This window comes from Promicromonospora aerolata (assembly GCF_042682255.1).
In the GTDB taxonomy this organism is placed as follows: Bacteria; Actinomycetota; Actinomycetes; order Actinomycetales; family Cellulomonadaceae; genus Promicromonospora; species Promicromonospora aerolata.
Window position 1 is genome coordinate 2,094,935 of sequence record NZ_JBHUHF010000001.1, and the last position, 18,700, is coordinate 2,113,634.

The following is an 18,700-nucleotide window of genomic DNA, read 5'->3' on the forward strand; positions in this document are numbered from 1 at the left end:
GCGGGCACGGGGACATGGCGGCGAGCACCCGAGCCCCTGTCCCGACACCGGTGTCAGCCGGCCCGGACTGGCGCCTGGGGCAACGCCTCATCAGCGAAGTACTACAGCTCCGGGGTCCAGCAGGCCCGACTCCATCAGCTCCGACCAGAGCTCGGCCGGCACACCGTTGTCGTGCCTGTCGAGGTTTGCGTCGAGCTGTGCGGCGTCGCGCGCACCGAGCGCCACCGCCGCGACGGCGGGGTGCAGCAGCGGCAGCTCGACGGCGGCGGCGGGCAACGTCGTCCCGTGCCGTTCGCACACCTCGGCGAGCCGGCGCGCGCGCGCGAGCATGTCTGCCGGCGCCGGCCCGTACTCGTACCTGGCGTCGTCGGGGGGCCAGGGCCTGCTGAGCAGACCCGAGTTGAACACGCCGGCGACAACCACGGCGATGCCCCCGGCTCGAGCGGGCTCGAGCGCCGACTGCAGCCCGCCCTGCTCGAGGAGCGTGTACCGCCCCGCCACCATCACGACGTCGGCGAGCCCGGGCGTGAACAGTCCCGGCACCTTGTGCGGAGCGTTGGTCCCCACGCCGATCGCGCGCACGACTCCCTCCGCGCGCAGACCGGCGAGGGCCTCGAGGGCCTGGCGGCCCGACTCCGGCGCGTGCTGGTCCGGGTCGTGGGCGTAGACGATGTCGACGTGGTCCAGCCCGAGACGCTCCAGCGAGGCGTCGATCGACCGCCGCACGCCGTCGCGGCTGAAGTCCCACACGCGGTGCACGTCGCCGGGGACGAGGAAGCCGTCGTCGTCCAGGGGGGTCGGGCTGGGGTTCGGCTCGAGTCGCCGCCCTACCTTCGTCGAGACGACGAACTCCGCACGGGGACGGCTCTTCAGCGCGGCTCCCAGCCGGCGTTCCGACAGCCCGAGACCGTAGTGCGGCGCCGTGTCGAAGTACCGGATGCCCCGTTCCCACGCGCGGTCGACCGTCGCCGTCGCGTCCTCGTCCGTCATGGCGCGGCCGAGGTTGCCGAGCGTCGCGGCCCCGAACCCGAGCTCGGTCAGCCGCAGTCCCGTGGCCCCGATCGGGCGTGATGGCAGGGGTGTCATCGCGAGAGCCCGTAGATCCGGGCGGTGTTCTGCCCGTCGATGGCCGCTTTGTCGGTCGCCGAGAGGTGGTCGGTGAGCTCGAGGTAGGCCTGCAGCCACGGCTCGTAGCCCCCTTCGAGCTCCGCGAGCGGCCAGTCCGAGCCGAACAGCAGGCGGCCGGGACCGAACGCGCGCAGCGCGTGGTCGATGACCGGGCGCAGTCGTGCGGCGGTCCATCGGCCTGGCTCGTCCTCCGTCACCAGTCCCGAGAGCTTGGCAGCGACGTTCGGCAGCTCCGCGACCAGGGCGAGGTCTCGGGCCCAGTCGATGAGCTCCGTGCTCCGCAGGGGCACCTTCCCCAGGTGGTCCAGGACGAACGCCGTCCGGGGATGGTCGCGCACGACGTCGGCGGCCTGCACCAGCTGACGGTGGCCCACGAGGATGTCGAACGTGAGCCCGAGCTCCCCCAGGGCGTCGAGTCCGCGCCCGACGTCGTCGCGGGAGAGCCAGCGGTGGTCGTCCTCGACGAACGTGACGTGCCGGATCCCGACGAGCTTGTCGCCCCCGGGCCCCGCCCGCAGCGTGGCGACCTGCGCAGGCACGTCACCGGTGAGGTCGACCCAGCCGACCACGCCGGCCACGGCGTCCAGCTCACGGGCGTCGGCAAGGAGGTCGGCCGTCTCCTCGATCTCGTTGACGGCTTGGACCACGATGCAGCCACCGACACCGTTACGGCCCAGCTCGTCCACCGCCGACGCCGGGGGGAAGTCCTTGTCGATGCCCGCCATCGTCTCGGGGTCGATCCAGGGCTGCGGGTGCTTCGCGCGCTCCCACACGTGCAGGTGGGCGTCCAGGGTCTGCCTCATGCGAGGTGCCAGACCTCCTCGAGCCGCCGCCACCTGTCGTCGGGCCGTGCCTCGCGCCCGAAGGGCACCTGGCACGGGTCGGTGTGGGCGAGCCACTCCTTCATCACCGGGTCGGCGTCGACCTGTGCGATATCGGCCTCGTGGTCGTCGCCCGTGTACTCGTAGTAGCCGAACAGGGTGTCCTCGATCTGGAAGATCGAGTAGTTGGTGATGTGGTGGGCGGACAGGGCCGCTTCGACCTGCGGCCAGACCGCGGCGTGCAGCCGCAGGTACTCCTCTCGCCGCTCGGGCACCATGTCCACCACGAATGCGAAGCGTTGCACGTCTACTCCTTTGTCCCGCCGGCCGTCAGGCCTGCGACGAGGAACCGCTGGGAGAACAGGAAGATCACCAGCACCGGGGTGACCGAGACCAGGGTCGCGAGCGCCAGCGTCGGCAGCTCGATCGTGGTCACCCCGACAGACGTCGGGTTGAAGGCCGGCACGTTGCTGAGCATCTCGGTGAGGCCCACCTGTATGGGTGCCGCCGGTCCGGGCACGGTCAGGAACGGCAGGAAGAAGTTGTTCCAGTTGGCCACGAAGCTGAAGAACCCCACCAGCGCGATCACCGGGAGCGCCAGCGGCATCGCGATCCTGCGAAACACGGCGACCTCCCCGCAGCCGTCGATCCGCGCGGCGTCGAGCAGGTCGCGCGGGACGCTCGTGGAGAAGTAGATGTACGTCAGGTACACCCCGAACGGAAAGAACGAGAACGGCAGGATCGCGGCGAGAGGAGTCCCGATCAGGCTGACGGCGGAGAGCTCGAGGAAGACCGGGAGCACCAGCGCGGTGTTCGGGATCAGCATCACGACCAGGGTCGTCGTCAGGAGCACCTTCCGTCCACGGAAGTCGCCGAGGGCGAGGGCGTAGCCGGCCGGGATCGTGGTCACCAGGGTGATCACAAGGGCGGACAGCGAGTAGTACGCGGAGTTCCCGAGCCAGCGGAAGATGATGCCGTCCTGAAAGTGGACCAGCGCATTCCAGTTGGCGGCAAGGTCCCCGAGGGTTCCCGGTGCGAATGGCCCTGTGGTGATCAGGTCGTACGGCGACTTCCCGGAGGCGATCAGCAGCCACACCATGGGCACGACGAAGAAGAGAACGAAGAAGACCGTCACGACGACGGCGAACGCGCGTCCGAGCCAGTCTCTCGGACTGAGATCGTGGCGGGGTCGCGTGCTCGTGCTAATCGCGCTCAAAGAGGCCTCCTCGGATGACGAAGAACGTGCTCAAGCCGAGCGACACCACGAGCAGGATGACGGCGATGGCTGACGAGCCGTTGAGATCTTGCTGCTTGAACGCGTACAGGTAGGCGAGCTGATTCAGCGACCAGTCCGCAGGCACCACCGCGTGGCTGGCCTGGGAGAGCACCCGCGGCTCCACGAACAGCTGCGCACCAGTCGCCAGGGACATGACGGCCATGTACGAGATCCACTTGCGCAACATCGGCAGCTGGATATGCAATGCGGTGCGCACCACACCTGCTCCGTCCATGCGCGCGGCCTCCAGCACCTCGTTCGGGATGCTGTTGAGCGCGCCGTACATGACGACGATCCAGCCCCCGGCCCCTGTCCAGAACGCGATGATGGCGAAAACAACCGGCAAGTTGGCCGGCGAGACCGTCTGGACGAACGTCTCGAACCCGAAGGCACGCAGCACGGCCGCTACCGGGCTCACGGAGGGGTTGAGCACGAACAACCACAGCACCACCGACGACGCTCCGGCCAGCGCCCCCGGAATGTAGTAGACGAAGCGGATGCTCGAGCTCAGCCAGCGCCGCCCGATGCCGTGGACCAGCAGCGCCAGGACCGTGACGAGCACCAGCAGGGCGACCAGCCAGACCAGCAGGAAAGCGCCCACGTGGAGGGCCGCGGGCCAGAATCTGAAGTCGCCGAGCACCCGCGTGAAGTTCGCGATCCCGGCGAACCGCCCGTCCCCGTCCAGGAACGCGATGAACACGGCGTACAGCGTGGGCAGCACTCCGAACGCGAGAGCGAGCAGGGTGTAGCCGGAGACGAAGACGTAGCTGACCCGCGACCACCGTCCGGTGACGGTCCTCCGCTTGCTCGTCGGGCGCCGTCGCCGCTCCCCGCGAGAGGAGCCGGCGGCAGCCTCGGTCAGCGATTGCTGGGCTGATGACGTGGTCACTTGATCGCGTACCCGTTCACCTGGGCCTCGTTCTCGATGGCGGTCTCCCACTCCGGCAGGAGGTCGACGAGGCTCTCCCCGGCGGCCAGCTTCGGCGTGACCGTCTTGGCCCAGACCGCCTCCTGGCTGAATCGCGGGTAACCCCAGCCGTCCCAGATCTGGGACGACGCGGTCGAGACGTTCTCCGCGAAGTCGCCGGTGAAGAAGCCGGCCTCGTCCTGCTTGGCGAGCCACTTGTCGGCCGCAGCCTCGTACGCCGGCAGCCCGGCCGCCAGGTCCACCTGGTAGCGCTCGTCGCTCGTGACGAACTCGAGGAACGTCTTGGCGGCCTCCAGGTTCGCGGAGTGCTGCGAGATGAACCACGTCCCGCCGCCGACGTTGCCGGCAACCGCGTCTTCGCCCTCCCACGCGAGAGGCAGCCCCGCGGCGATCGTGCCCGGCTTGGCATTGAGAGAGTCCGGGTTGCTGAAGAGCGCGCCCGAGTACCAGACGGGTCCGGGAAGCATCAGGACCTTGCCGGTGTACTTCTGCACGAACTCCGGGCTGAAGACGTTCTCCTGCGCGAGGACGCCCGCATCGAGCAGGTCGTCGATGATCGCCGCCATGTCCTGCGCGTACGGGTCGGACGTGTCGGAGCTGAGGGTGTTGGCGTCCACCACGGTGTTCACCGGAGCCTTGGCGCCCCAGAAGTAGATCTCCTCGGCGAACGCGTCACCAACACCACCGATGATGTACCCGGGGTGCTCGGCCGCGACCCTCTCACCCAACTCCTGGTACTCCTCCCACGTCGTGGGAACCGTGTAGCCGAACTCGTCCATGAGGCGCTGGTCGTACCACGTCACGGTCGGTGCGAGGTCGTTGCGCAGGCCGTAGACCGTGTCGTCCACGGTGAGCGGCGTGAGAGCTCCCTCGGTGAACCCGTCCAGGAACGACTGCTCGAAGTAGCCCTTGTTGAGCGGCGCAGCAAAGGGCTCGTCCCCCTGACTGGCCCAGGCCGCGTCGTTGTTCTGCGTCGAGAACACGACGTCGGGCCAACCACTCCCGGCCTGGTCGAAGGCCTGGACCTTGGTCTGGAACGAGCCCGAGCCGTCAGCCCCGCCGTCGTACGTCTCCACCGTGATCGGGATCTCGGGATAGGCCGCCTTGAAAGCGTCCGCGGCCGGCTGCCGGGAGGCGTCGACCCAGACGGTGATGGGAGCGTCGGCCTTCTGCTCGACGATCGGGAACCCGTACTGCGAGTCCGGCTCCTCGGCCGTCGAAGCACCCGGCGTGCAGGCCGCCAGCGCGAGCATCGATGCGCCGAGCACCGTGACCAGCGCGACCGACCTCGTGGGGATCCTCGTCAACCGCTCGCGAGTGTGCGGTGTAGTCATGGCTCTGTTCCTTCTTCCTCGGAGAAACACTCAGCACCGCACTGGCGGCGCCTCGCTGCAGTAGATCATACATGTGACGTTTGCTCCAAGTCCCGTTACCCTTCGGAAGTAGCGCACCGCTGCGCCACCCGACCGCCCAGGAGGCACCAGTGCCCAGAACTGAACATCCCCGCGTCGAGCACGCGGATCACCCCATGCCTCGAGCCGGCTCCGTGTCGCGCACGAGTGCGCTGCCGCAGACGCCGACAGGCGTGGAGGTGCTCGCGCCGGGGGCACCGGGCGCGCCGGTGGTGCTGATCACCGACTGCGACCACGACACCTTCGACGCGGAGATCGCCGTCGCACGGCAGGCCGGCGTGGAGCTGCGGCTGGCGCAGGCGCGCACGACGGAGGAGCTCGTCACCGCGGCTGCCGGCGCCGCCGGCCTAGTGGTGCAGTACGCCGAGATCAGCGCTGCGGTGCTGGACGCCCTGCCTGGGCTCCAGGTGGTCTCCCGGTACGGGGTGGGAGTCGACTCGGTCGATGTCGCCGCGGCCGCCGCGCGGGGCGTCACGGTGTGCAACGTGCCCGACTACGGCACGGAGGCCGTCTCCGACCACGCGATCACGCTGGCGCTGACCGCATCGCGGGGCGTCGCCCGGCTGGACCGCGGTGTCCGGGCGGGGCGGTTCGACCTTCAGGCGGTGCGGCCGGTAGGCCAGGTCCGCGGATCGGTGTTCGGCGTCGTCGGCGTGGGTCGCATCGGACACGCGACGGCGCTCAAGGCACGCGGGCTGGGATACGAGGTGCTCGGGTTCGACGTGCTCGCGCCCGACGCCGACAGCGAGCTGCACGGTGTGCCCGTGGCACCCCTCGACGAGGTGCTGCGCCGGGCCGACGTCGTGTCGCTGCACACCCCGTTGACGGCGGCGACCCACCACCTGGTCGGGGGCCGGGAGCTGGCTCTGATGAAGCCCACGGCGGTCCTGGTCAACACCAGCCGCGGCGGCGTCGTCGACACCGACGCCCTCGTCGCCGCACTGGGCGACGGCCGCCTGCGGGCGGCCGGGATCGACGTCCACGAGGAGGAGCCCGTACCGGTGGGGCATCCGCTGACCCGGCTCGAGAACGTGACGCTCACGCCCCACCTGGCCTGGTACACGGAGGAGTCCTACACCGAGCTCAAGCGCCGCACCGTCGAGAACGCGGTGGAGGCGATCGCCGGGCGGGTGCCCCGGAACGTGGTGACGGAGGAGGCCCGATGACGACGTCGATGCAGGCAGCGGTGTGGCAGAGACCCGACGCGATCACGGTCGAACAGATCCCCGTACCTGAGGTGCCCGTCGGGTGGGCGCTGGTCGAGGTCGAGTACACGGGCATCTGCGGCACGGACCTGTCGATCCTGCACAGCACCCACCCGCGCGCGCAGGCAGGGATCGTGCCGGGGCACGAGAGCGTGGGCGTGGTCGCCGACGGCGGGACCACGGGGCTCGCCGTGGGTGACCGGGTGGTGGCCGAGCCCCTCATCTCCTGCGGGCACTGCTTGGCGTGCCGCTCGGGCAGCACGCACGTGTGCCGCAACCTCAAGCTGTACGGCATCGACGCACCCGGCTCCCTGGCCGACTACGTGGCGCTGCCGGCCTCGGCACTGCACGTCGTCCCGGCGGGCAACGATCGGAGGCGACCGTCACGCTCTGCGGACCATGTCGCAGAGTGGGCCTCCAGGACACCAAAGTGTCGGGTTTCTGTCGGGGAGTTCAAATCTCGGGTCCGTTCTGGCCTGGCGAACCAGAGGCTCACCAGGCCAGACGCGTCGGGCTGACTGTGTGTGATCTCAGGACATCGGAATGGGGTGTCTCGGGTCATCGGAATAGGCGTGTCTCAAGACATCGGCATCCCGCGGCCGGTACACCCCGGTCATGTCCATCAGGAAGCTCGTGATCACGGCCGTGCTGGCCGGTTCGTCGCAGTCCGAGACCGCCCGCCGCTACGGCGTCTCGCAGGGCTGGGTCTCACGACTCATGGCCCGCTACGCGGCCGAGGGTGACGCCGCCTTCGAGACCCGGTCTCGCCGCCCGCACACCACACCGAACGCGACCCCACCTGCTGTCGTGGAACAGATCCTGCGACTACGCAAGCGTCTGACCGAGCAGGGCCTGGACGCCGGCGCCGACACGATCGTGTGGCACCTGACCCACCACCACCAGACCACCGTCTCCCGGGCCACCGTCCACCGGATCCTGACCCGCGAAGGCACCATCACCCCCGAACCCAGGAAACGCCCCCGGTCCTCCTACCTCCGATTCCAGGCCGACCAGCCGAACGAGACCTGGCAGTCCGACTTCACCCACTACCGGCTCACCCGACCCGACGGCACTCCCGGCACCGACGCCGAGATCATCACCTGGCTGGACGACCACTCCCGCTACGTGCTGCACGCCAGCGCTCACCAGCGCGTCACCGCACCCGTCGTGCTGCACACGTTCCGCAAGGCCTGTGAGCAGCACGGACACCCCGCTTCGGTGCTGACCGACAACGGCATGGTCTACACCGTCCGCTACGCCGGCGGCCGCGGTGGACGCAACCACCTCCAGCACGAGCTACGCCGCCTGAACATCGTCCAGAAGAACGGCCGCCCGAACCACCCCACCACCCAGGGCAAGGTCGAACGCTTCCAGCAGACCATGAAGAAATGGCTCCGCGCCCAGCCGATCCAGCCGACGACGACCACAGAGCTGCAAACACTGATCGACACCTTCGTCGACGAGTACAACCACCGGCGCCCACACCGGTCACTGCCGCACCGCCAGACCCCGGCCACCGCCTACCAGGCCCGCCCGAAGGCGACCCCGAACACCGACCGCACCACCGATACCCACGACCGCGTCCGCCACGACCGCGTCTCGACCGCCGGAACCATCACCCTGCGCCACAACGGCACGCTCTACCGGATCGGGATCGGCAAGACCTACGCCCGAACCTACGTCCTGGCCTTGGTCCAGGACCTCGACATCCGGATCATCAACGCAGCCACCGGTGAAATCCTCCGCGACCTCACACTCGACCCGACCCGGATCTACCAGGGCACCGGCCGACCACCCGGCCCTACCCGGAAATGACGAATGGCCTGAACCTACGATTCGTAGGTTCAGGCCATTCCGATGTCCTGCGACATCACAGCGTCGGGCTGACTGGATTCGAACCAGCGACCCTCTGCTCCCAAAGCAGATGCGCTACCAAGCTGCGCCACAGCCCGTCGGATCACGGACACGACCTGCTCCGTGACTCCCCGCGAGGGGTCCTGCTCGCGTGGAACAAATCGTAACGGATCTGCACCGCCACGTCCGGCACATCCCACCCGACGTGGCCGAGGCGGCCGACGTCGGTGCACGCCACACGGCCGAGACTCTCGCGTGGTGCGCAAGGTTTGCTAAGGTGTGGCCCGCACCGTGCTTCAAGGCACGGTCGCGCGGGCGTAGCTCAATGGTAGAGCCTTAGTCTTCCAAACTAATTACGCGGGTTCGATTCCCGTCGCCCGCTCAGAGTGCGGAAGCCCAGGTCAGAGAGTGTTTCTGACCTGGGCTTCATGCATTCTGGAAGGCTGGAAGCGGCGCTGGCTGGCCCTAAATGGCCCTAAGTCCCCCGGGACTGGGCCAGGAGCCGGAGCCACAATGTCCGCTTCACCCGATCCGCAGGGCGCTCCCTCTGGGAACGCGCGCACACCTCGAAGCATGACCAAGCGTCCCCGCCGCAGCATCCGACGCGCCTACGGCAACATCCGGCAGCGCGGCCCGAACCGCTGGCAAGCCAGGTACACCGGGCCCGACGGCGTGCGCCGTCCGATCGGCACGTTCGAGTCCGAGAAGGCGGCGAACGCCGCCCTGGCCCGCGTGCTCAGCGACGTCTACCAGGGCACCTACCGTGAGCCCGAGACGGGCGACGTGCCGCTGCGCGAGTATGCGCGGCGATGGCTCGCCACCCGCGACCTGAAGCCCTCCACCCTCGACGGCTACGAGCGACTGCTACGGCGCTGGATCCTGACGCCGCTGCCGAGCCCGGGCGGTGCGCGGCAGCTCGATCTCGGCGCACTCCCGCTGCGATCGCTGTCGCACACCATGGTGAGCGAGTGGTACGCGGCGCTGCTGGTGGCGACGGCGGAGTCTGCCGCGGCGTGGCTGGCACGCGGCGGCGGGCCGAGCGACGCGGCGCACGTGCGGGCGTGGGCCCGTTCGACGGGCCTACCGGTCGGTGACTCAGGGCGGATGCCGGGGTCGCTGTGGGATGCGTGGCGGTCTGCTGGTTCGCCCGCTGCCGCGTTGGTCGAGTCCCGGCATGCCGGGACGGTGACCGGCCGCACCCAAGCCGCGCACGCCTACGCCCTGCTGCGCACCATCTGCGGTGACGCCGTGCGTGACCGGCTCATCGAGGCGAACCCGTGCAGCATCCGCGGTGCGGGCCAGACCCGGCCCGCTGAACGCGTCGTCCCCGGCGACTCTGTGGTCGACGCGATCGCGGCGGCCTTCGACGGGCCGTCGGAGCGGTACCGCGCGGCCGTGGTCGTCGCGGCGCACTCCGGGCTCCGCGCGGGCGAGCTGTTCGCGCTCGAACGCCAGCACGTCGAGCGGACGCCACAGGGTGGCGTGCGTCTGAACGTGCGGCAGACACTCGTGGACGTGCCAGGCAAGCCGGTCGCGTTCGGACCACCCAAGTCCGACGCCGGGCGGCGCAAGGTGCACCTGCCGCCCGAAGCTGCCCGCGTGCTCCTCGCGCACCTTGAGCGCTACACCGGGCCCGGTCCGCGGGCGCTCGTGTTCGCGACGGCCACTGGGCGGCCGGTGCGCGGCGGGAACCGCTCGTCGATGTTCTCTCGCGCCAAGAGGCGTGCTGGGGCGCCTCTTGAGCTCCGCTGGCACGACCTGCGGCACCTGGCGGCGACACGCGCCGCAGAGGCCGGGGCGACGCTGGCCGAGCTGCAACGGCGCATTGGGCACTCGACGGTCGCCGCTGCCATGGTCTACCAGCACGCCACCGACGATGGCGACGAGCGGCTGGCGGCGCGGATGGCCGAGATCCAGGCCGCGAGGCGAGCGTCGAATGTCGTGGAGTTCCCTGGGCTGAGCGGGTGAGGGCTCCTGCCGCTGCCCGGCCGTTTCTGTGGGCCGGGCAACGGCAGGCGCTTGGAGGTTCGTGCACACCTACCTGTCGATGACCGTTGCCGGACAGGAGTCAGAGATGGATACCGAGGGTGTGCTGCCGTTTGCTGTTGACGATCCCCTGCTCACGTCGGCCGAGGCCGCCGAGATGCTGGGAGTGTCTCGCTGGTGGTTCGGCGAGCTGGTGCGCCGCGGACGCGTGGGGCCGTGCGCGCGGATCAGTGGCCGGCTGCGAGTGCGGCGGTCGGTGCTGGACCGGTACCGGGCCGAGCAAGCGGGCGACCCTGAGGACCCGTACCTGACGTATGAGGACATCGGTGCGTATCTCGGTGTCTCGTCGTGGACGGCCGGGGAGCTGGTGCGGCGTGGGCTGCTAACCGGAACTCGGATCGGCCGACGGGTCGTGGTGCGACGGTCTGCGGTGGAGGTCTACATCGAGGCCTGCACGGGGTAGATCCAGCAGTGGGCGCCGGGGCGTTCGCCCAGGTCGTACGGTCCCGCCAAATCGGCGGGACCGCACTTGTCCGGTTTGTTTCTCGGGATCTGTCGAGAGCGTGGCGCAGGATCGCTTTCCTGAGCTCGGATCGGGCGGCGGTTGTCCTGGCGCGGTAGCCGGTGACCGACGCCTACATCGACACCTGGACCCAGTAACTCCGATGGCTTCGAGCACCTGCCCAGGTCATATGGTCCTGCCAATTTGGCAGAACCATTGTTGTCCGGTTTGTTCTCCAGACCCGGACGGGCCAGTGGCGCATCGGTGGTTCGGTAGAACCCCAGGTCACCCGGTGGTGCCAAATTGGCACCACCGCAGCTGTCCGGATTAGCCCTGAGGCTGGTGACCTCCCAGCTCTGGCCGCGCGGCATGTCGGAGCGAACCCGCAGGTCCCGCGGTGGTGGCAATTTGCCACCACCGCGCATGTCCGAGTTAGCCCACATGCACCTGCATCTGTGTGCCCCATGCTCGCGATTGTGCACGCCACCTGTACCCGTCGAGGTACCACTTGACGTCCCCCAAGCAGCCTTTCCAGGCAGGTCCCGGGTGGGGGACATGGCGGTGAACAGGACGAACGCATGTCCCCCAACTCGTGAGCATTGCTCGGAGGCGGAACGTAGAAATCGGCGCGCGCTCGCGCATGGGCATGCCCCCGCGGTTGGCTCAGCGGACTCGACCCGCCGGCCCCTACCGGGCGACCTGCATGCACACACACATCCATGCGTTGAGGATGACCAACGAGCGCACGCTCTGCGCACACCAAGATGTCCGCACACCAGGGTGTGCAGACATATCCGTGCAGGTCAGGCGCGCACACCACTTCGCCGCCCGCCGACAAGGAGGAGGCTCACACCGCCAAGGCTTAGAGCTGGATGGTGCCCCGGATCTCCTCGGCAAGTACCTGGTTACCCGCCGCGATGAACTTGCGTCGCGTGCTCATGGTCGTATTGATCTCGACCAAGGTGTTAAGTCCGTAGTCGAGGTTGATGGGGTTGCCATCGAGGTCGATCGTGACGCCGCCTGCGGCGTGCAGGATGTAGTGCCCGGGCGAAAGGTCCCACACGGCGAAGCCCTTGGCGATCTCCATGGTGGCGTCGGTGAAGCCGGCTGCGACGTGGCACAGGCTGATGGAGCCGAAGTCGACGCCGATCCGTCCTCGTGCCTTTCCGTTCTCGCCTGGTGCGCTCAAAGCGTCGAGGAACCGCTCCTGCTGCGCCAAGACGCGGAAGCGTTCGGCCGGCCGCATGAGGTAGTTGGTCACCAATGCCTGCGAGAGGCGAGCGTTCGACGGCGACTCAAGCGCGCGCCGTTCTCCGTCCGCAGTGATCACAAACGCTCGGTCCGAACCGTCGCTGGCGTGGAACGCGAGGTAGAGCTGCACATGGTGGAAGATGTCGCCGACGATCGCGATGACCGGCCGCCTCAACGATCGCGAGTAGACCATCAGGTGCGTGTACCCGTGCAGGGCACGCACCGCTAGTTCACTGGTGTCCAGCGGGTCGACCAGTACGCACAGGTCGGGGTCGGGGTCCTCGCCGATGACCTGTGGGTCGTCCTCCTCCGAGGCGTAGATGAACGACGGCAGCACCTCCGACAGCAGTTCCTTGTATCGCTGGTGCATCCACAGGTCGTAGTCGGACAGAAAGTTGTCCTCGTGGCGCAGGTTCTCGTTCTCCGCACGATGTCCGGTGAGCGCAGCATGAACGAGCCGGGGGCGTATGTCGCTCATCGTGGTCCTGACCAGTTGGGCGATGGTCTCGGCCAGCTCCGGTGTGGGTGTCTCGCTGCTCATGCAGGGCGTCTCCAGTCCGCTAGCGCAACTCAAGTGGGGGCTCGATGCCCGGCGGGCTCATGGTCGCCGCAACAAACCCGGCCTCGAAGTCAGCGGCACGCATGATCTTGGCACCCGTCAGGTCTCCCATGTCAGGTCGAGCAATCGCCATCGGCACAGGGGCGCCTGGCTGTCGAGTATCCGAGTCCAGGTCGCCTACGCCCTTCAGCGATCTCATCCATGCCATTCCGGGCGAGCTGTGGCAAACTATCCGCGGAGGCCACTGCGATGCCCGCATCGCTACATGACGCTCGTAGTTGGTCTGCTCACCTTCAAGTGCATCGATACCGCTGAAGGTCCTTGGGAACTCACGCCGAACACGGGTGAGGCGTGCCCAAGGAGGGTCGACATGGTACCGAGTGAAGTCATGAGCATCGTGGCAGCACTGCCGCAGCACTGGCCGACCGCGACTGTTTGCGCGCTGATCGTTAGCGTCGCGATCGCACGATGCGTGGTCTATGTCGTCAAGACCTCGCTGGATCATCGGCACGCGCTTCAGATGCTAGATCGCTTTGCTTCGGTTCCACCGGGCGCAAGGCGCGATTTCATTGAGCTCATGAAGGACGAGCGTCTCGAAGACCGCTCCCGATCCGGTAGCCGGGGCGCCTGAGATGGGGATAGCAGCGAAGCCGACGCACGAGTCTTGGCGACAGCTCGGGCTCATCCCAGGAGCCAGCCCTGGGCAGTTCGGCGTCCGCATCTACTTCTCCCCCAGCCGCGCACGTCGCGACAGGTACTCTACGGACAACTAAATCGGCTCATGATGGGTTCACGCTCGGCTGAAGTTGCCGTGGGAACCTCCCGTGCGCTGCGTGACCGTGCAGTCGTCCAACGGCGGAACGACGACCGACCTCCGCCCTACCGCGAGTGGCTCGGCGAAAGTGCCCACGAGCTGGAGTTCACCGGAAGCACCGTCACCGTGGTGGAACGCGATCTGACGGCGGGCTGGCGGGGCAAAGGGCCCTCACGATCCACGCGACGAAAGTTAAAGGCAGCTCCGCTTGTCGACAAGACCGTCGGACCTTCACGAGTTGATCGAGCGCGGCAAGGCGTTGCTTCGGCAGATCGTTGAGGCGGTCGGTGCCGATGATGTGGATCGACGACGAGCACGACCGATGGCGGGTGTACCGGGATGCTGTACCGCGTGAAGACCTTCGCGTGCTCCTCAAAGAGGCCGCTGGTAAGGGAGTGAAATTTTCACAGCAGATCGTCGTCGAAGTCTTGAACTATTTCGACGAGTCCGAAGGGCGCACTTGGGTCGATCTGCTTCCGCAGGGCCAGGGCCGTGACTTCGCGGAGCGCCGCCAGCGGGAAGGGGCGCTCATCCGTGAGGTCATGGAGCGCCCACGAGTGATCGCAGGCGACCTGCCAGACCTCACACCATGGTGCCAGCGTCGCCTCATCAAGCGGGTGACCTCACACCTTGTCCTGAGCGACCTCGCAGAACACGGTGCGTCGAAGAAGATTCGGCACGCAGCCAGGGAGAAGCGCGCCGGTCGGTGGATGGGCCGGGCTCAATGAGCGCCCTGGACCTGATCGGAGCGAGGAGCCCTGGCCGGAGGTCGCCGGTACGCTCATCGCATGGCGAGCAACCCGGTCGACGTCGAGTTCGTGCAGGTGGCCACAACGTTTGATGCCGTCGAGGAGGCCGAGGCTCTCGCCTCGTCGGCTGTCGAAGCACGGCTCGCGGCATGCGCGCAGGCCGAGGGGCCGGTCACGAGCGTCTACCGGTGGGACGGCGCCGTGCAGAAGGACAAGGAATGGCGCGTCACGTTCAAGACCACAGCCGCCCTTGCTGACCGGCTCACCGAGTACATCGTGCGTGAACATTCCTACGATGTCCCAGAGGTTCTGGTGACGCCCGTGATCGGCGGACACCAGAAGTACCTGGAGTGGGTGCAGAACGAGACACAGCAGGAGTGATCATGCGCGTGGTCGACCCGAGATTCGCACAGACGTTGCGCCGGCTTCGCACCGGGCGTGACATGTCGTTGCGCGACCTGGCTCGGGCGTCGTTCATCGGCAAGTCCACGGTGTCGGAGCTGGAGAACGGACGCATGCGCCCGAGCGCTGACATGGCGGCCCACCTCGACGACGTCCTCGAGGCTGGCGGTGTCCTGGCCGCGATGGTGATGCAGTCGACTGTGACCGACGAGCACGCCGCGGAACTCTCGAACGTGACCGATCGGCCCTCTCGTGTGGACGCCGCGACCGTTACCGCCTTGGCCGCCGTCCTTGCCGCACAACGTCATCTGGACGACGTCGTCGACCCGCAGATGATCGTGTCCTCGACCGCGGCGCAGTGCTCCGCGGTCGAAGCTCTCGCGAAGCAGGCAACAGGGCCTCACGCAGTCGAGGTCCGGCGCTTGGCCGCAGAGTGGACCCAGTTCCTCGGGTGGCTGTACGCACAGACACGCCTGGACGCGCAGGCAGTCCAGACCTTGCGACGCGCAGTGGCGATGGCTGACGAGATCGGCGACGCCACGTTGTCGTCCCAGGCGAAGAACTATCGCGGGTACGTGGAGCGTCGTCGCCGAAATCCTCGCGGAATCGCCCGCCACTTCCAAGCTGCGTACGAAACCCCGGGAACCGGCGACCTGCACCGTGCGGACTCCGCGATCCAGGCAGCGCACGGCATGGCCATGTTGGGTGAGACCTCGGCAGCGACCAGCATGATCAGTAACGCAGAAGACCTGATCGCCTCCTCCGAACGCGATGAAACGGCACCGTCGACCTACTGGCTCACGCCGACGTGGCTGCAGCTACCGCTCGGCCTGGTGCACCACGCGCTCGGGAATGACCTGGACGCCGTCGACAACCTCCGCTCTGGACTGGACGCGCTACCGGACGAGTGGATGGCAGCAGGCTGGAGCAACGAGTACCGCCGCACCCTCGCTCTGGCCGAACGGTCCGCCTGACGCCGAGCTCCGGACACCGAACCCTTCTCCCCGGACACCGAACTCCTCCCGCTCCTGACGTAGGCCTGGCGTACTGGGAGCATGCGAAACACAGCCCTCAGGACACCGCCGGCGACGACGGCCGTCACCGCCCCGAGCCTGCTGGTGGCGTTGGACATCGACGGCACGCTGGTAGACAGCGAGCGACGGATTCCACCCGGGACGGTCGAGACGCTGGACCGGGTTCGTGCGGCCGGCCACGAGGTTGTGCTCGCCACGGGCAGGTCGTTGGCCGGGCTGCTGCCGATCGCTACCCGGCTGGGTCTCACCACTGGGTGGGCGGTTTGCTCCAACGGTGCTCTGACCGTTCACCTGGACCCGTCCGCGCCATCTGGCTACGACATCGTCGAGGCCCGAAGGTTCGATCCCGCACCAGTCATGCGACGTGCCTTGGACGTGGCGCCGAGCGTGCGGGTGGCGATCGAGAAGATCGGGTGGGGTTGGCGCACCAGCAGCCCATTCGAATCAGGTGAACTCAACGGGCAGCAGAAGTCTGTTCTGCTGGCTGATCTGATGGCGGAGCCCGCGACCCGGATCGCGCTCAGCGCCCCTGATCTCCGCCGCTATACCGACGCCTTGCGCGCCACGGGGGTCACAGTGGCCCCGCAAGGGGCGGACTGGCTCGACATCACCGCAGCGGGCGTGAACAAGGCCGCAGCGCTCGACGTCATCCGAGCTGACCTGGGCATCCCTGCAGATCGAACGGTGGCGGTCGGCGATGGCGTCAACGACCTCGACATGCTGACCTGGGCAGAACGCTCGGTCGCGATGGGACACGCGCCAGCGATCGTGCGCAGCGCCGCCGACGAAACCACCGGCACCATCAATCAGGCCGGTGCCCTGCCCGTCCTGACCTCCCTAGTCCCTGCTGTGGACAATTCACTCTCCCCGCTGGCCGCGCAGATCGCCACCGCCGAGCGGACCGCTCCCGGACCGGTCGTGCTGCGGGTATGGCACGGCGTCGGACCGGACCTGGCCCGATGTGAAGCGTGGACCCTCCAGGATGGCCGCTGGGTGAGGCACGCGCCGATCCCGTCCGGCGTGGGCGTCACGATGCGCGCGATCGAGACCGCCGCGCTCGAGGCAGGACTGCCCTACCCCCGTGGCGACGAGGGCCGACGTCGCGCGCAGTGGCGCAGCGTCACCGGTGACAGCCCGGCCGGATTCGAACTCCCCCTGAGCAGCCTGTAGCCGTTTCCCACTGATCTTGCGGCTGGGTGGCGTCCCGGACCCCTTCATCACTGCCCAGCCGCAAGCCCGCTCCTGGCGGGCATGTCCAGCACCACCCCGCACAACGAGGAGGACGCAACATGACCACCACCACCATCACCACCGCCGCACGCGAGCTGCGAGAGGGACGGTCGCTCGTCGAGCCGGACCTGTTCCACCGGCTCGTCCAGCGGGTCGCCGAGGAACACGACCACGACCTGAACATGGCGGCCCGCGTCGTCGACCAGGCCCTCGCATTCCTGGGCACCAGCGCCACCCACCACGGCCGACCGCTCTCGCCGTCGGAGGAAGTCGACCCGGGCTGGCACGAGTTCATCCTGCACACCGTTGACTACGCTGCGTTCTGCGAGCAGTTCGCGGGCCGGTTCCTGCACCACGTCCCCACCGACCCCCAGGACCCGTCCACCCAGGGCAAGTCCGCTCACGAGGCGATCCAGTACACCGTGGACGCCATCGCCGAGGCCGGGTTCTACGTCGACACCGACCTGTGGCCCACGGCGCACTCCGTCGCCTGCTCGCAGTGTCACCAGGGCTGCACCAGCTCCACCGCACCGTGACCAACCACTAGGAGAGCACGATGCACCGCCGCTCATGGGAGGAACTGCCCACCGCACTGCGCCACGCCGTCGAGGCGGAGTGCGGACCGGTGCTCCGCACCGAGGCGCCGTCGGCGGGGCGCAACTCGACGTTCGCCGCGTTCCTGCACACGGCCGACGGGTCGGTGTTCGTCAAGGGCGTTCCCGACTACGACCGGCTGGTCACCGTGCACGAGCACGAGATCCAGATCAACTCCCGACTGCGAGACGCAGTGCACGATGCGCCCCGCCTGCTCTGGACCGTGCACAACGAAGGATGGCTGCTCGCCGGGTACGAGACCGTGCCCGGCGAGCACGCCGACTTCACACCCGGATCGCCGGACGTCCCTGCAGTGATCGATGCCCTCTCGCGCCTCGCGCAACATCTCACCCCGAGCCCCGCGCCCGACGTCGCGCCGCTCAGCAAGAGGTACGCACGCCTGGCTGGATGGCAGTGGCTCGCGGACAACCACGCGGACGGGCTCGACGCGTGGGAGAAGCAGCACCTGGACCTGCTGATCCACTTCGACAACGACGTGCCGAGCACTCTGCTGGGGGAATCGCTGGTCCACGGCGACATCCACCAACTCAACCTGCTCGTGCACGGCGACCAGGTCCGTCTGATCGACTGGGCTTGGTCCCGGACCGGACCCCCCTGGGTCGACGCCGCACTACTAATTCCCCGGCTGATCGGCGAGGGACACCAACCAGCCGAGGCCGAGCACCTCGTGTCCCGTACCTGGGGCATGCAGCACCCCAGTGCGACAGGGGACGCCACCACAAGGTTCGCCGCAACCATCTACGGCCAGTGGCACCGTCTTGCCGTCGAGTACCCAAGCCCGCATCGAGAGGCGGCTGTTCGCGGCGCACGGCTCTGGATTCAGCACCGGTTGTCTTCGAGCTAGCTGCTTTGCCGTGCTCGGACGCATCTGACCCAGGAACCATCGGAGATCGCTCGAATTGAGTTCTGACGCTCCCGAAAGTCCAGTTCCGGC

General features: G+C 68.1%; 19 protein-coding genes, 2 tRNA genes and 1 pseudogene. 14 read left to right on the forward strand and 8 right to left on the reverse strand.

Features of this window, described 5'->3' with window-relative positions:
• Positions 1 to 90: 90 nt before the first annotated feature.
• The 6 genes from ACFSL2_RS09475 to ACFSL2_RS09500 all read right to left on the reverse strand — a co-directional run bounded on the left by ACFSL2_RS09475 (position 91) and on the right by ACFSL2_RS09500 (position 5,487).
• Complete coding sequence (locus tag ACFSL2_RS09475; protein WP_377197619.1) at positions 91 to 1,086, reverse strand: aldo/keto reductase; 996 nt, start codon at positions 1,084 to 1,086, stop codon at positions 91 to 93.
• The gene (locus ACFSL2_RS09480; RefSeq protein ID WP_377197620.1) at positions 1,083 to 1,931 is read right to left on the reverse strand and encodes an amidohydrolase family protein; all 849 of its coding nucleotides are present in this window, start codon (positions 1,929 to 1,931) and stop codon (positions 1,083 to 1,085) included. Before ACFSL2_RS09480 ends, ACFSL2_RS09475 begins: the two co-directional genes overlap by 4 nt.
• Positions 1,928 to 2,254, reverse strand: a complete 327-nt coding sequence (locus ACFSL2_RS09485; protein ID WP_377197621.1) for an L-rhamnose mutarotase — start codon at positions 2,252 to 2,254, stop codon at positions 1,928 to 1,930. Before ACFSL2_RS09485 ends, ACFSL2_RS09480 begins: the two co-directional genes overlap by 4 nt.
• A 2-nt stretch (positions 2,255 to 2,256) precedes the next feature.
• Positions 2,257 to 3,084, reverse strand: coding sequence for a carbohydrate ABC transporter permease (locus ACFSL2_RS09490; protein ID WP_377197622.1), 828 nt, complete (start codon positions 3,082 to 3,084; stop codon positions 2,257 to 2,259).
• A 67-nt stretch (positions 3,085 to 3,151) separates the two neighbouring features.
• Positions 3,152 to 4,114, reverse strand: a complete 963-nt coding sequence (locus ACFSL2_RS09495) for a carbohydrate ABC transporter permease (protein ID WP_377197623.1) — start codon at positions 4,112 to 4,114, stop codon at positions 3,152 to 3,154.
• The gene (locus tag ACFSL2_RS09500) at positions 4,111 to 5,487 is read right to left on the reverse strand and encodes an ABC transporter substrate-binding protein (RefSeq protein ID WP_377197624.1); all 1,377 of its coding nucleotides are present in this window, start codon (positions 5,485 to 5,487) and stop codon (positions 4,111 to 4,113) included. The genes ACFSL2_RS09495 and ACFSL2_RS09500 overlap by 4 nt, the downstream gene beginning before the upstream one ends.
• 194 nt (positions 5,488 to 5,681) lie before the next feature.
• Between ACFSL2_RS09500 and ACFSL2_RS09505 the strand changes: the two genes are divergently transcribed.
• From ACFSL2_RS09505 to ACFSL2_RS09515, 3 genes are all read left to right on the forward strand, one after another.
• Entirely contained in the window at positions 5,682 to 6,731 is a 1,050-nt protein-coding gene (locus ACFSL2_RS09505; RefSeq protein WP_377197625.1) for a C-terminal binding protein, read from the forward strand.
• Positions 6,728 to 7,288, forward strand: coding sequence for a zinc-dependent alcohol dehydrogenase (locus tag ACFSL2_RS09510; RefSeq protein ID WP_377197626.1), 561 nt, complete (start codon positions 6,728 to 6,730; stop codon positions 7,286 to 7,288). Before ACFSL2_RS09505 ends, ACFSL2_RS09510 begins: the two co-directional genes overlap by 4 nt.
• A gap of 97 nt (positions 7,289 to 7,385) precedes the next feature.
• Positions 7,386 to 8,585 carry an IS481 family transposase gene (locus ACFSL2_RS09515; protein ID WP_377196447.1) on the forward strand — a complete coding sequence of 400 codons (1,200 nt, stop codon included), beginning with the start codon at positions 7,386 to 7,388 and terminating at the stop codon, positions 8,583 to 8,585.
• A 63-nt stretch (positions 8,586 to 8,648) separates the two neighbouring features.
• On the opposite strand, the gene ACFSL2_RS09520 is transcribed toward ACFSL2_RS09515, so the two are convergent.
• A tRNA-Pro gene (locus tag ACFSL2_RS09520) sits at positions 8,649 to 8,722 on the reverse strand.
• Positions 8,723 to 8,935: 213 nt separating this feature from the next.
• Between ACFSL2_RS09520 and ACFSL2_RS09525 the strand changes: the two genes are divergently transcribed.
• The 3 genes from ACFSL2_RS09525 to ACFSL2_RS09535 all read left to right on the forward strand — a co-directional run bounded on the left by ACFSL2_RS09525 (position 8,936) and on the right by ACFSL2_RS09535 (position 11,073).
• Positions 8,936 to 9,006, forward strand: a tRNA-Gly gene (locus ACFSL2_RS09525).
• A gap of 191 nt (positions 9,007 to 9,197) precedes the next feature.
• A complete protein-coding gene (locus ACFSL2_RS09530; RefSeq protein WP_377197627.1) occupies positions 9,198 to 10,592 on the forward strand; it encodes a site-specific integrase in 1,395 nt (464 codons plus the stop codon).
• A gap of 106 nt (positions 10,593 to 10,698) precedes the next feature.
• Positions 10,699 to 11,073, forward strand: coding sequence for a helix-turn-helix domain-containing protein (locus tag ACFSL2_RS09535; RefSeq protein WP_377197628.1), 375 nt, complete (start codon positions 10,699 to 10,701; stop codon positions 11,071 to 11,073).
• Between the two features lie 901 nt (positions 11,074 to 11,974).
• On the opposite strand, the gene ACFSL2_RS09540 is transcribed toward ACFSL2_RS09535, so the two are convergent.
• Positions 11,975 to 12,904: an inositol monophosphatase family protein gene (locus ACFSL2_RS09540; protein ID WP_377197629.1), complete on the reverse strand. Its 930-nt coding sequence runs from the start codon at positions 12,902 to 12,904 to the stop codon at positions 11,975 to 11,977.
• Between the two features lie 283 nt (positions 12,905 to 13,187).
• Here ACFSL2_RS09540 and ACFSL2_RS09545 point away from each other — a divergent pair, with 283 nt between their 5' ends.
• From ACFSL2_RS09545 to ACFSL2_RS09580, 8 genes and pseudogenes are all read left to right on the forward strand, one after another.
• Positions 13,188 to 13,553, forward strand: a complete 366-nt coding sequence (locus tag ACFSL2_RS09545) for a hypothetical protein (RefSeq protein ID WP_377197630.1) — start codon at positions 13,188 to 13,190, stop codon at positions 13,551 to 13,553.
• A gap of 476 nt (positions 13,554 to 14,029) precedes the next feature.
• Complete coding sequence (locus ACFSL2_RS09550) at positions 14,030 to 14,464, forward strand: hypothetical protein (protein ID WP_377197631.1); 435 nt, start codon at positions 14,030 to 14,032, stop codon at positions 14,462 to 14,464.
• 60 nt (positions 14,465 to 14,524) lie between these two features.
• A complete protein-coding gene (gene cutA, locus ACFSL2_RS09555) occupies positions 14,525 to 14,866 on the forward strand; it encodes a divalent-cation tolerance protein CutA (RefSeq protein WP_377197632.1) in 342 nt (113 codons plus the stop codon).
• Positions 14,867 to 14,868: 2 nt separating this feature from the next.
• Positions 14,869 to 15,054: pseudogene (locus ACFSL2_RS09560) on the forward strand (helix-turn-helix domain-containing protein); the annotation flags it as partial.
• Positions 15,055 to 15,087: 33 nt separating this feature from the next.
• A complete protein-coding gene (locus ACFSL2_RS09565; protein ID WP_377200901.1) occupies positions 15,088 to 15,861 on the forward strand; it encodes a hypothetical protein in 774 nt (257 codons plus the stop codon).
• 81 nt (positions 15,862 to 15,942) lie between these two features.
• Entirely contained in the window at positions 15,943 to 17,091 is a 1,149-nt protein-coding gene (locus tag ACFSL2_RS09570) for an HAD family hydrolase (RefSeq protein WP_377197633.1), read from the forward strand.
• Positions 17,092 to 17,210: 119 nt separating this feature from the next.
• Positions 17,211 to 17,687: a glycine-rich domain-containing protein gene (locus ACFSL2_RS09575; RefSeq protein ID WP_377197634.1), complete on the forward strand. Its 477-nt coding sequence runs from the start codon at positions 17,211 to 17,213 to the stop codon at positions 17,685 to 17,687.
• Between the two features lie 20 nt (positions 17,688 to 17,707).
• On the forward strand, positions 17,708 to 18,610 hold the full coding sequence (locus ACFSL2_RS09580) for a phosphotransferase (protein ID WP_377197635.1): 903 nt from the start codon (positions 17,708 to 17,710) through the stop codon (positions 18,608 to 18,610).
• The last annotated feature ends 90 nt before the right edge of the window (positions 18,611 to 18,700 follow it).

Excerpts from the sequence above, each read along its gene's own strand:
- ACFSL2_RS09475 (WP_377197619.1), bottom strand. The coding sequence starts at position 1,086 with ATGACACCCCTGCCATCACGCCCGATCGGGGCCACGGGACTGCGGCTG.
- ACFSL2_RS09480 (WP_377197620.1), bottom strand. The coding sequence starts at position 1,931 with ATGAGGCAGACCCTGGACGCCCACCTGCACGTGTGGGAGCGCGCGAAG.
- ACFSL2_RS09500 (WP_377197624.1), bottom strand. The coding sequence starts at position 5,487 with ATGACTACACCGCACACTCGCGAGCGGTTGACGAGGATCCCCACGAGG.
- ACFSL2_RS09505 (WP_377197625.1), top strand. The coding sequence starts at position 5,682 with ATGCCTCGAGCCGGCTCCGTGTCGCGCACGAGTGCGCTGCCGCAGACG.
- ACFSL2_RS09510 (WP_377197626.1), top strand. The coding sequence starts at position 6,728 with ATGACGACGTCGATGCAGGCAGCGGTGTGGCAGAGACCCGACGCGATC.
- ACFSL2_RS09515 (WP_377196447.1), top strand. The coding sequence starts at position 7,386 with ATGTCCATCAGGAAGCTCGTGATCACGGCCGTGCTGGCCGGTTCGTCG.
- ACFSL2_RS09530 (WP_377197627.1), top strand. The coding sequence starts at position 9,198 with ATGACCAAGCGTCCCCGCCGCAGCATCCGACGCGCCTACGGCAACATC.
- ACFSL2_RS09535 (WP_377197628.1), top strand. The coding sequence starts at position 10,699 with ATGGATACCGAGGGTGTGCTGCCGTTTGCTGTTGACGATCCCCTGCTC.
- ACFSL2_RS09540 (WP_377197629.1), bottom strand. The coding sequence starts at position 12,904 with ATGAGCAGCGAGACACCCACACCGGAGCTGGCCGAGACCATCGCCCAA.
- ACFSL2_RS09545 (WP_377197630.1), top strand. The coding sequence starts at position 13,188 with ATGACGCTCGTAGTTGGTCTGCTCACCTTCAAGTGCATCGATACCGCT.
- ACFSL2_RS09550 (WP_377197631.1), top strand. The coding sequence starts at position 14,030 with ATGATGTGGATCGACGACGAGCACGACCGATGGCGGGTGTACCGGGAT.
- cutA (WP_377197632.1), top strand. The coding sequence starts at position 14,525 with ATGGCGAGCAACCCGGTCGACGTCGAGTTCGTGCAGGTGGCCACAACG.
- ACFSL2_RS09570 (WP_377197633.1), top strand. The coding sequence starts at position 15,943 with ATGCGAAACACAGCCCTCAGGACACCGCCGGCGACGACGGCCGTCACC.
- ACFSL2_RS09575 (WP_377197634.1), top strand. The coding sequence starts at position 17,211 with ATGACCACCACCACCATCACCACCGCCGCACGCGAGCTGCGAGAGGGA.
- ACFSL2_RS09580 (WP_377197635.1), top strand. The coding sequence starts at position 17,708 with ATGCACCGCCGCTCATGGGAGGAACTGCCCACCGCACTGCGCCACGCC.